Here is a 12,590-nt window from a genome sequence, read left to right on the forward strand (position 1 = left end):
GACGGATCAGACGGGGTCCTTGGTCATCCGCAGATACGGGAAGTGCGTCGTGAACTCGCCGAACTTCGCCTTGGCGTCCTCGTCGGAAACCGTGGCGGGAATCACCACGTCGCGTCCCGTCTCCCAGTTCGCGGGCGTCGCTACGCCGTGCTTGGAGGCCTTCTGCAACGCGTCCACCGCGCGCAGGATCTCTGCGAAGTTGCGGCCCACGTTCATCGGGTAGGTCATCGACAGCTTCAGCGTCTTGTCCGGCCCGATGATGTAGACCGCCCGCACCGTGGCGGTGTCGTTGGGCGTGCGCTCGTCCGGAAGGTAGGCGTCGGCCGGCAGCATGTCGTAGAGTTTCGAGACCTCGAGCGACTCGTCTGCGATAAGCGGGAAGCCCACCGACGCGCCGCCATAGGTTTCGATGTCGCTCCTCCACGCCCGGTGGCTCTCCGCGTCGTCCACCGAGACGCCGATCACCTTGACCCCGCGCTTTTTCCACTCCGCGTCGAGCTGCGCGACGGCGCCGAACTCGGTGGTGCAGACGGGCGTGAAGTCCTTCGGGTGGCTGAACAGGATCGCCCAGTCGTCACCGATCCAGTCGTGGAACCGGATCGGCCCCTCCGTGGTCTCGGCCTCGAAATCGGGGACGGTCTGGTTGATGCGCAGGCTCATGACGGCCTCCTCCGGCGTTGACGTTTCGAATACCACATAATGCGCCGAACGAGATCGAAAAAGAACCGTTCAGAACGGACAGGGCGCTTCGAGCCGCAGAACCTTGCCGGTGACGGGATGCTCGAACTTCAGGCCCTCGGCATGAAGCATCATCCGGGGGAAGTCCCGCGCGGCCCCCTCGGCGTAGAACGGGTCGCCCAGGATCGGGTGGCCGAGCTCGCGCATGTGGACGCGGAGCTGGTGGCTGCGCCCGGTCCGGGGCATCAGCCGCATCCGGGTCGTGCCGCTCTCGACGGCGCCGCGCTGCCAGTCGGTCACCGCCGGCTTGCCGCGCTCGTGGTTCACGTGCTGCAGCGGCCGGTTCGGCCAGTCCACGATCAGGGGCAGGTCGATGGTGCCCGACGCCTCCGCCACCTCGCCCCAGACGCGCGCGACATAGCGTTTGCGGACGCGCTTCACCTCGAACATCCGCCCCATCTTGCGCTGCGCCAGCTTGGTCAACGCGAAGACCATGATACCCGACGTGTCCCGGTCGAGTCGGTGGCAGAGCAGCACCTCCGGGTCGCGCTCGGCCAGCCGCCCGATCAGGCAGTCCGCCAGATGCGCCCCGCGACCCGGCACGGAGAGAAGCCCGTGCGGCTTGTCCACGACGAGCAGGTGCGCGTCGCGGTAGATTTCGGGGATCGGCCCGTCGGGCGGATCGTAGGGGGTGGAAACGTCCGTCATGGCGTGCCGGCCCTACCCTGCCCCGCGGCGAAGAGCCAGCACGACGCCGATCCAAGCCGCCTCCGTCGCCTCGGCGTCGCGACGCCGGCGCGCCGCTGTGAACGCCGTGGTTCACGTTCGGCCGAATCTGCCTCTCGTAGCGCTTGCCGTTCTCCACCAGCGCCTTCTGGCGGGCCGCTCAGCCCTGGTTGATGCGGCCCGGCACGGGTTTCGGCCTCGCGAGGGAACGAAGCGTCACGACCCCGCGTTTTTCCGCATGACACACACACCGCTTTTCGCCGCCCTCGCCACCAGTCTCGCCCTCGCCGCGCCGGCCTCCGCCGAACAGGTCGGCGAAGTCGGCGTCGATTGGGTCGGCAACGACATCATCATCGACGCGATCCAGGACCCGAAGGTCGAAGGCGTCACCTGTCACATCGCCTATTTCGAGCGTTCGCTGATCGACCGGCTGAGCCAGGGCAACTGGTTCGAGGACCCGTCGAACGCCTCGATCGCCTGTCGGCAGACGGGGCCGATCCGGCTGGGCGACATCGACCGCTCGGAGGATGGCGAGCAGGTGTTCCGCGAAAGCCGCTCGATCGTGCTGAAGTCACTCCGCATCAAGCGCATCTTCGACGAGGCGAACCAGACGCTTGTCTACCTCGCCCACGCGCAGGAGCTGAGCCAGGGCTCGGCGAAGATGTCGATCTCGACGGTGCCGCTCTACGACGCCGCAATGGCGGAATGAGCCGGGCCGCGACCGCGGCGACGGACAAACCGGCGCAGCCGGTCGCGGATGCGCAGCCGCCGGTCGGAGTCTCTCCGGATTAAACGGATTTGCGAGCCACCACCACTTTGACGGGAACCCGCCCTCCCCCGTCGCGCATTAACTCAACGTAGGTTTATTAACAAAGTTTAGCCGTTAATCGCATGACCGTCGGCGCTTCAGAACGTGCCGGCTCCGAGGTTCGTCGATGCCCTTTCTGATCATTCTGCTTATGGGCATCGCGATTGCCGGTCTCGGCTTCTGGGGGATCCGCCGCATCGCGAGCTTCAAGGCGCAGCGATCCGAGGATTACCGTGAGAGCGAGCCCCGCCTCGACCTCAGACGCCACGTGACGGGGCAGATGAATTGCCGTGGCATCATCTTCGGGCCGACCGGTCGTGTCACCTCGCAGTTCCGCGCCGTGATGGAGACACGCTGGAGCGGGCCGACCGGCGTGATGGACGAGCTTTTCGTCTACGATGACGGCAGCCGGCAGTCCCGCCAGTGGCGCTTGACGATCGGTGGCGACGGGTCGCTCCGGGCGGAGGCCGACGACGTGATCCGGGCGGGGCATGGTCAGGTGGCGGGAAACACGCTGCGCCTCGAATACGTGATCCGCCTTCCGCGGGAGAATGGCGGTCATGTGCTCGACGCCGTGGACTGGATGTACCTGCAGGCCGACGGAACGATCCTGAACCGCAGCCAGTTCCGCAAATGGGGCGTCAAGGTCGCCGAGCTGTTCTGCGTGATGACCCCGGAGGAGCACAGCGACGCCTGACCCGGGCCGCGACGAAAGTCGGCGTCGGAGACAGGCGGTACCCGGTCGCGGGCGGATTTTCATTCTCGGCCGATGGGCCTAACCTGTCGGGCGGAGGTGCTGCCCATGTCCGACGCCATCACGTTCACCCTCGACGGCGAGACCGTCACCGCCGCGCCCGGCACGACGATCTGGGAGGTCGCGAACGGCCGCGGAGTGGTCATCCCGCATCTTTGCCACAAGCCGGCGCCGGGCTACCGTCCCGACGGCAATTGCCGCGTCTGCATGGTGGAGATCGAGGGAGAGCGCGCGCTCGCCGCCTCCTGCATCCGCGAACCGTCCGAGGGCATGGTCGTCACCACGTCGAGCGCGCGCGCGAAGCATGCCCGCAAGATGGTGATGGAGATGCTGGTCGCCGACCAGCCGGAGCGTCCGGTCGCGCACGACCGTTCCAGCCATCTGTGGGACATGGCCGAGGCGACCGGCGTGACGGAAAGCCGCCTGCCCACGATCGAGGCCGAGCGTATCCCGCTCCTCGACGACAGCCATGTGGCCATGCGCGTCAATCTCGACGCCTGCATCCAGTGCGGGCTCTGCGTCCGCGCCTGCCGCGAGGTTCAGGTCAACGACGTGATCGGCATGGGCGGCCGTGGCCACGACGCCTACCCGATCTTCGACTTCGACGACCCGATGGGCGCCTCAACCTGCGTCGCCTGCGGCGAATGCGTGCAGGCTTGCCCGACCGGCGCGCTCATGCCCGCGACGATGGTGGATGCCGAACAGGTCGGCGACGGCGCGGCCTATGACAGCGAGACGCGCTCGATCTGCCCGTTCTGCGGCGTCGGCTGCCAGGTGTCGCTCAAGGTGAGGGATGGCCGCGTGGTCAAGGTGGACGGCATCGACGGCCCGGCGAACGAGGGCCGCCTTTGCGTCAAGGGCCGGTTCGGCTTCGACTACATCCATCACGCGCACCGCCTGACGAAACCACTCATCCGTCGCGAGGATGCGCCGGCGAAGGGCCTGAACGTCGATCCGGGCGATTACAGCGCCGTGTTCCGCGAGGCGACATGGGAGGAGGCGCTCGACGCGGCTGCGACCGGGCTCCGCGGCCGCGGGCGCGAGGTGGCGGGCTTCGGCTCCGCCAAATGCTCGAACGAGGAAGCCTATCTCTTCCAGAAGTTCATCCGGCAGGGCTTCGGGCACAACAACCTCGACCATTGCACCCGGCTTTGCCACGCCTCGTCGGTCGCAGCGCTGATCGAGAACGTGGGCTCCGGCGCCGTCACCGCGACCTTCAACGAGATCGAGAATTCCGATGTGGCCATCGTCATTGGCGCCAACCCGATCGAGAACCACCCGGTCGCGGCGACCTACTTCAAGCAATTCGCGAAGCGCGGCGGCAAGCTCATCGTCATGGACCCGCGCGGGCAGGCGCTGAAGCGGCATGCGAGCCATATGCTCCAGTTCCGCCCCGGCGCCGACGTCGCGCTGCTCAACGCGATCATGCACGTCATCTCCGAGGAGGGGCTGACCGATCGGCAATACATCGAGGCGATGACGGAGAACTGGGAGGCCGAGCGCGAGCACCTGAAGGGTTTCGCGCCGGAGAAGATGGAGAGCCTGACCGGTATCGACGCTGCCACGCTGCGCGAGGTCGCCCGCACCTTCGCCGGGGCGCGCGCCGCGATGATCTTCTGGGGCATGGGGATCAGCCAGCACGTTCACGGCACCGACAATTCCCGCTGCCTCATCTCGCTCGCGCTGATGACCGGGCAGGTGGGCCGCCCCGGCGCCGGGCTGCATCCGCTCAGGGGCCAGAACAACGTGCAGGGGGCGTCCGATGCGGGCCTGATCCCGATGTTCCTGCCCGACTACGCCAGTGTCCTCGACGACGGCGTGCGGCAGTTTTACGCGGGCCTCTGGGGCGACGCGCCGGATGCCGAGAAGGGCCTGACGGTCACCGAGATCCTCGACGCGGTCCATGCGGGCGGCATCCGGGCGATGTACATTCTGGGCGAGAACCCGGCCATGTCGGACCCGGACGTGGACCATGCCCGCGCGGCGCTGGCCTCGCTCGACCATCTGGTGGTGCAGGACATCTTCCTGACGGAGACGGCGAATTACGCCGACGTGATCCTGCCCGCCTCGGCCTTCGCGGAAAAGACCGGGACGGTCACCAACACCAACCGTCAGGTGCAGATGGGCCGCCCCGCCCTGCCCCCGCCGGGCGAGGCGCGGGAGGATTGGTGGATCGTCACGGAGCTGGCCCGCCGCTGCGGCCTCGACTGGCGCTACGGCCATCCACGCGACGTGTTCGCCGAGATGACGCAGGTCATGCCGTCGCTCGACAACATCACCTGGGACCGCCTCGAAGGCGAGAACGCGGTGACCTATCCGTCGCTCTCGCCCACCGATCCGGGGCAGCCCATCGTCTTCGGCGACGGCTTCCCCCGCGCCGACGGCCGCGCCCGGTTCACTCCGGCGAGCGTCGTGCCCCCGGACGAGACGCCGGACGCGGAATATCCGATGGTCCTGACGACCGGACGACAGCTCGAGCACTGGCATACCGGCTCCATGACCCGGCGGGCGAGCGTACTCGACGCGGTGGAGCCGGAAGCGAACTGCTCGCTGCACCCGTCCACGCTGCGCAAGCTCGGCGTCGCGCCGGGCGGCATGGTACGGCTTTCCACCCGCCGCGGGTCCGTCGAGCTGATGGCACGGGCGGACCGGGCCGTGGCGCCGGACATGGTGTTCCTGCCCTTCGCCTATGTGGAGGCGGCCGCGAACCTTTTGACCAACCCCGCGCTCGACCCGGTGGGCAAGATTCCGGAGTTCAAGTACGCTGCGGTCAAGGTGGAGGCGGGCGCCCCGATGGCGGCGGAATAGGCCCGGAACGGGATGCGCGCGGCGACCGGTCAGGCGGGCCCGGCCCCATTCCCGCGGGATCGTGTCAAAACGGGATCGCGAGGGACAGGTTCAGGACGCTGTCCACATCGTCGCTCATATAAGGCAGGACATTGAGGCGGACCTCCACGCGGTCGGTGCGGTAGGTACCGCTGACGAAGCCCATCGGAATGAAGCCTCCGACATTCGGGATGCCGTGACGATCCTCCAGGATCTCCGATAGTTCCTTGTAATAAGCGAGACCGACGCTGCCGCCGATCCGAACCGCTCCGGGCCCAAGCCTCGCCACCTGCCGGGACAAACCCACGACCGCGATGGGGGACACCTCTTCGTAACTGTTGTAGAAGACGCCCGCCTCGGCATGCGCTTCGGTAAGGCCCCGCTCCAGCGGCCAGCGACTCCCGAGGGTCAAGCCGGGATTGATGTCGTTGTAGGCATCGCTGCCGAAATGCTCGGAACCGAGGATGATGCCGAGGTAACGCTCCCCCGCCGATGCCGGGACGGGAAGCGCCAGGAGGGCGAGGGCGAGGCGAATCACGAGCGCGGCTCCGGTGGTTTTCGCCCTGATGGGGCCGGACGCGTTGCGCATCCGTTAACCGCCGGAGCCGTCTGGCTTTAATCCGCCGTCAGGCGCGTGATCAGGACCGAGACCTCGGGGCGCTTGCCGACTTCGTCCTGCGCGACCTTGCGGATCCCGCGCACGATCAGGTTCTCGAGCTTCTCGTCGTCGTCCGCCGTCCGCGTGTCTACGCGGGCGAGGATCCCGGCAAGGTGATCCTCCATCGTTTCGGCCAGCGGTGCGGCGCCGTTGCCCTGTCCAGGCAGGCCGCGCAGATCGACCCACGTGTCCTCGAGCACCTCGCCGTCGTCGTCGACCATGACGGCCACGACGACGTGACCGTTCAATGCCATTCGGATCCGGTCGCGGATCACCCCGTCGAACTGTCCCACAAGTGCCGCGCCGTCGAGATAGGTGCGGCCCGTCTCGACATGATCGACGACCTTCGGCGCGTTGCCCGACAGGTCCAGCATGGTCCCGTTCGGCGCGACGATTCCGGTCCGTCCGAGAGCCTTGGCGAGCTTCGCATGCTCTCGCAGGTGCCGGTGCTCGCCGTGCATGGGGATCACCACCTGCGGATCGACCAGTTGATGGACCGTTTCCAGGTCCGGCCGGTTCGCATGGCCGGAGACGTGGTAGAAACCGTCATCGTCGGTCACCACGTCCACGCCGAGCTCGGAGAGGTTGTTCATGATGATGCCGACGTCGCGCTCGTTGCCGGGGATCGTCTTCGACGAGAAAAGGAACGTGTCCCCCTCGCTGAGCTCGATGCCGAAATACTTGCCGCGCGACAGCTGCGCCGAGGCGGCCCGCCGCTCGCCCTGACTGCCGGTCACGATCAGCATCAGGTTCTCGCGCGGGATGTTCACCGCGTCCTCAGGCGAGACGGTCTTCGGGAAGTCCGTGAGCAGACCCTCCTCCGTCGCGGCCTCCGTCATGCGGCGCATGGCCCGGCCCATCAGGCAGACGGACCGTCCGGCCGCCGCCCCCGCCTCCGCGAGCGACTTCAGCCGCGCCACGTTGGAGGCGAAGGTCGTGGCGACGAACATGCCCGATGCCGCCTTGACCAGCGGCTTCAGGTTCGGCGCGACCTCGGATTCGGAACGCCCGGGATGCTTCGAGAACACGTTGGTGGAATCGCAGACCAGGGCACGCACGCCAGGCCTCGCGGCCTCCGCCCAGAGGTCGGGGTCGAACGCCTCGCCCACGACGGGGGACCGATCGATCTTGAAGTCGCCGGTATGGATGATGCGGCCGGCCGGCGTGTCGACGACGAGGCCCGCGCTTTCGGGGATCGAGTGCGACACCGGCAGGAAGCCCACGCGGAAGGGGCCCGCCTCGATCATGGCCGGGAAGGTTTCCGCGGTCTTCACTACGTTCGGGTCCAGCCCCTTCTCCACCATCTTGCGTCGGGCGAGGTTGGCGGTGAAGCGGCGGGCATGGACCGGGACGCGGAGTTCGGGCCACAGATGGCCGATGCCGCCGACATGGTCCTCGTGCCCGTGGGTGATGAAGATCGCCTCCAGCCGGTCGAGGTTCTCGCGCAGCCAGGCGATGTCGGGCAGGATGACGTCGACGCCAGGGGTGGTATCCATGTCGGGGAAGGCGATGCCGAGATCGACGAGGATCAGCCGTTCCTGCCCTTCAGGTCCGTAGCCGTAGACATAGGCGTTCATTCCGATTTCACCGGCCCCGCCGAGGGGGAGATATATAAGCCGCTCGCGCTTGGCGCTCATGCGTTTTCCTTGTTGTATCTGTGGATCACGGTCAGACCGTGCATCGTGAGGTCATCCTCGAAGGCATCGAAGAGCACTTCGGCCTGCTGGAAGAGCGGCGCAAGCCCTCCAGTGGCGATTACCTTCATCGGGCGATCACGTTCCGCGCGGATGCGCGCCGCGATCTCCTTGATGAGGCCGACATAGCCCCAGAACACCCCCGACTGCATGCAGGCGACGGTATTCGTGCCGACGACGCGCTGCGGCTGGGTGATGTCGACGTGCGGAAGTGCCGCGGCCGCCATGTGCAGCGCCTCGAGCGAGAGGTTGGCGCCCGGCGCGATGACGCCGCCGACATAGGCGCCGTCGGTTTCAACCACGTCGAACGTCGTCGCGGTCCCGAAATCGACCACGATCAGATCGCCGCCGTGACGGTCGTAGCCCCCCACCGTGTTGACCAGCCGGTCGGGACCGACCTGCGTGCCGGCATCCACGCGGACATCGACGGGCAGCTTCGTTTCCGGCTTGCCCACGACGAGGGGTCGGGTGCCGAAATACCGGTCGCACAGGACGCGCAGGTTGAACACGACGCGCGGAACAGTGGACGACACTATGACGTCGGTGATCGACATCTCGATCCCGTTCAGCGCCATAAGCGTGCGGAGCCAGGTGTAGTACTCGTCGGCCGTGCGCTGGTGCTGCGTGGCGCAGCGCCAGGAGGCGAGGAACCGCGCGCCGTCCCAGATGGCGAAGACGGTGTTGGTGTTGCCGCAATCGACGGTCAGGAGCATGGCGCCTCGGCGAAGAAGATGTCGGCGGCGGCGATGCGGTGACGCGTCGGCCTCTGGGCGAGGATCAGGTGGCCCTCCACATCCACGTCCTCGAAGATGCCGGTTCGCGTCCGTGACATGGTGCGGGCGGTAACGGTCTGCCCCAGCCGGGCCGCGCGGGCGAGCCAGCCTGCGCGGATCGGCGCGAAGCCTTCCACGCGCAGTTCGGTCTCCCGGGCGGCATAGGCCGGTGCCAATGCGTCGAGCAGCTGTTCCGGTTCGATGGCATGGCCTGCGGGGGCCAGGGCGGCCGGCGGCACGGCCCCCGGCTCAATCGCGCCCATGTCCGGCGCGGCGGCGAGATTCAGGCCGATGCCGACGATCAGGCGGCCGGGCTCGGGACATTCGAGGAGGATGCCGGCGAGCTTCCCATCCCGAAAAAGCACGTCGTTCGGCCATTTGAGCGTGAGGTCGTCGACGCCGAGGACCGCGAGCGCATCGTGAAGCGCAAGCGCCGCGACGAAGCTTCGCAAGGCGATGCGGGCCGGCTCGTCGGCGAGCGTGTAGCCCAGCGAAGCGGCAAAGTTGCCCGGCGGCATCGCCCAGGCACGACCCCTTCGGCCGCGCGCGGCGGTCTGATGCCAAGCGAACAGCCATGTCGGTCGCGCGGGCCGACGCCGCGCGAGCTCCGCGGAGGTGCTGTCGGTTTCAGGCAGGACGACGCGGTCCACCCCCTCGGGCCAGGGGGCGGCCATTTACCGGACCAGCGCGGCGGCGGCGTTCGCGGCGGCCGGTTCCAGCCCCAGCAGGTTCGGGAACAGCGCCAGCATCAGTACACCCGACGCGGCGAGCGCGACCATCTGGAAGACCGGCACCTCGTTGTCGAGCGGCGTCCCGCTCTCGCCGAAATACATGTAGTAGACGATACGCAGGTAGTAGAACGCGCCGATGACGGAGGCGATCATGCCGAGCACGGCGAGCCAGACGAGTCCCGCATCCACCGCCGCCTGCAGCACCGCGAACTTGGCGAAGAAGCCGAGCGTCGGGGGAATGCCGGCCAGGCTGAACATCAGCAGAAGCAGCGCAAGCGCCGCGCCGGGACGCGCCTTCGACAGTTGGTTCAGCGACGTGATGTCCGTGGTCTCGAGTCCGTCGCGCGTCATCGACAGGATGAAGGCGAAGGTGCCGATGTTCATCACGACGTAGATCGCCATGTAGAGGAGCATCGCCTCCACCCCGCCCGCGGTGCCGGCCGCGAGGCCCATCAACGCATACCCCATATGGGCGATCGAGGAATAGGCCATCAGCCGCTTGATGTCGCGCTGACCGATGGCGGCGATGGAGCCCACGAACATCGACAGGAGCGACAGGAGCGCGATGATCTGCTGCCAATCGCTGACGACGTTGCCAAAGGCGTCGTGCGTGACACGGGCGAACATGCAGATCGCGGCGACCTTGGGAGCCGTCGCCATGAAGGCGGTGACCGGCGTCGGCGCGCCCTCGTAAACGTCGGGCGTCCACATGTGGAACGGTGCGGCGGAGACCTTGAACGCGAGGCCCGCCAGCATGAAGACGAGCCCGAAGAGAAGGCCGAGCGGAACGCTGCCGGACGCAGCGAGGATCACGGCGGAGAACTCGGTGGAGCCGGCATAGCCGTAGGTCAGCGAGATGCCGTAGAGCAGCAGCCCCGAGGACAGTGCGCCAAGGACGAAATACTTGAGCCCGGCCTCCGTCGATTTCACGTTGTCCCGCCGCAGGGAAGCCACGACGTACATCGACAGCGATTGCAGTTCCAGCCCCATGTAGAGCGTCAGCAGGTTGCCCGCCGAGACCATGACCATCATGCCGATGACGGCGAGCGTGATCAGCAGCGGATACTCGAACTTCTCGAGCCCGAACCGGGCCATGTGGTCCTGCCCCATGATGAGCACGACGGCGGCGGACAGGAGGATCGTCACCTGCGCGAAGCGGCTGAACCCGTCCTTCACGATCATGGCGGAGAAACCGGTCCCGATCTCGGAGGAGACGCCGATCCAGAACGCGACCACGATGAAGACCGCAGCGGTCAGCCAGATAAGCAGCCGCGTCAGCGCGTCCTTGCCGGTATAGACGGCGGCGAGCAACGCGCCGAGCGCGTACACGGCAAGGACGATCTCGGGCAGGATGATGGTCAGATCAGCGCTCATCGGCGGCCTCTCTCAATGTCCGGCATCCGCGACCGCGCGATCCAGAACCAGATCGGCGGTGGCGATGTCGTAAGTCTCGACAAGGTTGGCGACCGAGGGGCCGATGATGTCGGTGATCAGGCTCGGATACACGCCCAGCAGGATCGTGGCCACAACCAACGGCGCGAAGATCGCCCGCTCCCGCCCCGTCATGTCGGTGATCGAACGCAGGCTCTCCTTGATGAGGTCGCCGAAGACGACCCGGCGATAGAGCCAAAGCGCGTAGCAGGCCGAGAAGATCACCCCGGTCGTGGCGACGAGGGCGACCCAGGTATTGACCTGGAAGACCCCCATCAGCGTCAGGAACTCGCCCACGAAACCCGATGTGCCCGGGAGGCCTACATTGGCGAGCGTGAAGAGCATGAAGACGAGCGCATAGGCCGGCATTCGGTTGACGAGGCCCCCATAGGCCGCGATCTCCCGCGTGTGCATCCGGTCGTAGATCACACCGACGCAGAGAAAGAGCGCGCCCGAGACGAAGCCGTGGCTGATCATCTGAAAGATGGCGCCGTCGATCCCCTGCTGATTGGCGGCGAAGATGCCCATCGTCACGAAGCCCATATGCGCCACGGAGGAATAGGCGATCAGCTTCTTCATGTCCTCCTGCATCATCGCGACGAGGGAGGTGTAGACGATGGCGATGGCCGAAAGCCACAGGACGAGCGACCCCATCACTTCGGAGCCGACGGGAAACATCGGCAACGAGAAACGAAGGAACCCGTAACCGCCCATCTTGAGGAGGATCGCGGCCAGCACGACCGAGCCCGCCGTCGGCGCCTGGACGTGCGCGTCGGGCAGCCAGGTATGGACCGGCCACATCGGCATCTTGACCGCGAAGGACGCGAAGAAAGCCAGCCACAAGAGCGTCTGCGCGCCGCCCACGACCTCGAGCCCGAGCACGTTCAGCGGCGCGTAGCTGAACTGGTGCGCGAGCAGCGTGGGGATGTCGGTCGTGCCCGCGTCGAGATACATCGCGATCATGGCGACAAGCATCAGAACGGAGCCGAGCAGCGTGTAGAGGAAGAACTTGAAGGATGCGTAGATCCGGTTCGCCCCGCCCCAGATGCCGATGATGAGGAACATCGGAATGAGGCCGGCCTCGAAGAACAGGTAGAACAGGATCAGGTCGAGGGCGCAGAACACGCCGATCATCAGCGATTCCAGCACGAGGAGGGCTACCATGTAGTCCTTCACCCGTGTCGTCACATCCCAGCAGGAGGCGATGACGAGCGGCATCAGGAACGTCGTGAGCATCACGAACAGCACCGAGATTCCGTCCACGCCCAGCTTGTATCGCAGTCCGAGGACCCAGTCCCGCTCCTCGACGAGCTGGAAGTCCGTGTTCGAGGCGTCGAAGCCCGACAGCACGAAGAGCGAGACGATGAAGGTGAAGGTCGTTGCGCCGAGCGCCAGCCACTTGGCGTTGCGCTGCGCGGCAGCGTCGTCACCGCGCAGGAACAAGGCGAGGATCGCGGCGGCGATCATCGGCGTGAAGGTGACGATGGAGAGAAGGTTGTCCATGACGTTCG

General features: G+C 66.8%; 11 protein-coding genes. 3 read left to right on the top strand and 8 right to left on the bottom strand.

Going from position 1 to position 12,590, the window contains the following annotated elements:
• Nucleotides 1–6 precede the first annotated feature (6 nt).
• Both Q1B08_RS02490 and Q1B08_RS02495 read right to left on the bottom strand, forming a co-directional pair.
• Nucleotides 7–660: a peroxiredoxin gene (locus tag Q1B08_RS02490; protein WP_299814177.1), complete on the bottom strand. Its 654-nt coding sequence runs from the start codon at nt 658–660 to the stop codon at nt 7–9.
• A 69-nt stretch (nt 661–729) separates the two neighbouring features.
• On the bottom strand, nt 730–1,386 hold the full coding sequence (locus tag Q1B08_RS02495; RefSeq protein WP_299814179.1) for an RluA family pseudouridine synthase: 657 nt from the start codon (nt 1,384–1,386) through the stop codon (nt 730–732).
• Nucleotides 1,387–1,642: 256 nt separating this feature from the next.
• On the opposite strand from Q1B08_RS02495, the gene Q1B08_RS02500 reads away from it, so the two are divergent.
• The 3 genes from Q1B08_RS02500 to fdhF all read left to right on the top strand — a co-directional run bounded on the left by Q1B08_RS02500 (nt 1,643) and on the right by fdhF (nt 5,774).
• Nucleotides 1,643–2,113 (top strand): CreA family protein, encoded by a 471-nt coding sequence (locus Q1B08_RS02500; RefSeq protein WP_299814181.1) that lies wholly within the window; start codon nt 1,643–1,645, stop codon nt 2,111–2,113.
• A gap of 226 nt (nt 2,114–2,339) precedes the next feature.
• Nucleotides 2,340–2,909, top strand: coding sequence for a DUF3833 family protein (locus Q1B08_RS02505; RefSeq protein ID WP_299814183.1), 570 nt, complete (start codon nt 2,340–2,342; stop codon nt 2,907–2,909).
• A gap of 105 nt (nt 2,910–3,014) precedes the next feature.
• Nucleotides 3,015–5,774, top strand: a complete 2,760-nt coding sequence (gene fdhF, locus Q1B08_RS02510) for a formate dehydrogenase subunit alpha (protein ID WP_299814185.1) — start codon at nt 3,015–3,017, stop codon at nt 5,772–5,774.
• Between the two features lie 64 nt (nt 5,775–5,838).
• On the opposite strand, the gene Q1B08_RS02515 is transcribed toward fdhF, so the two are convergent.
• From Q1B08_RS02515 to Q1B08_RS02540, 6 genes are read right to left on the bottom strand one after another with little or no spacing between them, the layout of a single operon-like run.
• Entirely contained in the window at nt 5,839–6,381 is a 543-nt protein-coding gene (locus Q1B08_RS02515; protein ID WP_299814187.1) for a hypothetical protein, read from the bottom strand.
• 26 nt (nt 6,382–6,407) lie between these two features.
• Nucleotides 6,408–8,087 (bottom strand): ribonuclease J, encoded by a 1,680-nt coding sequence (locus Q1B08_RS02520; protein ID WP_299814189.1) that lies wholly within the window; start codon nt 8,085–8,087, stop codon nt 6,408–6,410.
• Nucleotides 8,084–8,857 (bottom strand): type III pantothenate kinase, encoded by a 774-nt coding sequence (locus tag Q1B08_RS02525; RefSeq protein WP_299814191.1) that lies wholly within the window; start codon nt 8,855–8,857, stop codon nt 8,084–8,086. The genes Q1B08_RS02520 and Q1B08_RS02525 overlap by 4 nt, the downstream gene beginning before the upstream one ends.
• Nucleotides 8,848–9,591, bottom strand: coding sequence for a biotin--[acetyl-CoA-carboxylase] ligase (locus tag Q1B08_RS02530; protein ID WP_299814193.1), 744 nt, complete (start codon nt 9,589–9,591; stop codon nt 8,848–8,850). Before Q1B08_RS02530 ends, Q1B08_RS02525 begins: the two co-directional genes overlap by 10 nt.
• The gene (gene nuoN / locus Q1B08_RS02535) at nt 9,592–11,022 is read right to left on the bottom strand and encodes an NADH-quinone oxidoreductase subunit NuoN (RefSeq protein ID WP_299814195.1); all 1,431 of its coding nucleotides are present in this window, start codon (nt 11,020–11,022) and stop codon (nt 9,592–9,594) included. It lies immediately after the preceding gene.
• 12 nt (nt 11,023–11,034) lie between these two features.
• Nucleotides 11,035–12,582: an NADH-quinone oxidoreductase subunit M gene (locus Q1B08_RS02540; protein ID WP_299814197.1), complete on the bottom strand. Its 1,548-nt coding sequence runs from the start codon at nt 12,580–12,582 to the stop codon at nt 11,035–11,037.
• Nucleotides 12,583–12,590: the final 8 nt, after the last annotated feature.

Origin of the sequence: uncultured Jannaschia sp., from assembly GCF_947494025.1 — a bacterium.
Taxonomy (GTDB): Bacteria; Pseudomonadota; Alphaproteobacteria; order Rhodobacterales; family Rhodobacteraceae; genus Jannaschia.

Excerpts from the sequence above, each read along its gene's own strand:
- Q1B08_RS02490 (WP_299814177.1), bottom strand. The coding sequence starts at position 660 with ATGAGCCTGCGCATCAACCAGACCGTCCCCGATTTCGAGGCCGAGACC.
- Q1B08_RS02495 (WP_299814179.1), bottom strand. The coding sequence starts at position 1,386 with ATGACGGACGTTTCCACCCCCTACGATCCGCCCGACGGGCCGATCCCC.
- Q1B08_RS02500 (WP_299814181.1), top strand. The coding sequence starts at position 1,643 with ATGACACACACACCGCTTTTCGCCGCCCTCGCCACCAGTCTCGCCCTC.
- Q1B08_RS02505 (WP_299814183.1), top strand. The coding sequence starts at position 2,340 with ATGCCCTTTCTGATCATTCTGCTTATGGGCATCGCGATTGCCGGTCTC.
- fdhF (WP_299814185.1), top strand. The coding sequence starts at position 3,015 with ATGTCCGACGCCATCACGTTCACCCTCGACGGCGAGACCGTCACCGCC.
- Q1B08_RS02515 (WP_299814187.1), bottom strand. The coding sequence starts at position 6,381 with ATGCGCAACGCGTCCGGCCCCATCAGGGCGAAAACCACCGGAGCCGCG.
- Q1B08_RS02520 (WP_299814189.1), bottom strand. The coding sequence starts at position 8,087 with ATGAGCGCCAAGCGCGAGCGGCTTATATATCTCCCCCTCGGCGGGGCC.
- Q1B08_RS02525 (WP_299814191.1), bottom strand. The coding sequence starts at position 8,857 with ATGCTCCTGACCGTCGATTGCGGCAACACCAACACCGTCTTCGCCATC.
- Q1B08_RS02530 (WP_299814193.1), bottom strand. The coding sequence starts at position 9,591 with ATGGCCGCCCCCTGGCCCGAGGGGGTGGACCGCGTCGTCCTGCCTGAA.
- nuoN (WP_299814195.1), bottom strand. The coding sequence starts at position 11,022 with ATGAGCGCTGATCTGACCATCATCCTGCCCGAGATCGTCCTTGCCGTG.
- Q1B08_RS02540 (WP_299814197.1), bottom strand. The coding sequence starts at position 12,582 with ATGGACAACCTTCTCTCCATCGTCACCTTCACGCCGATGATCGCCGCC.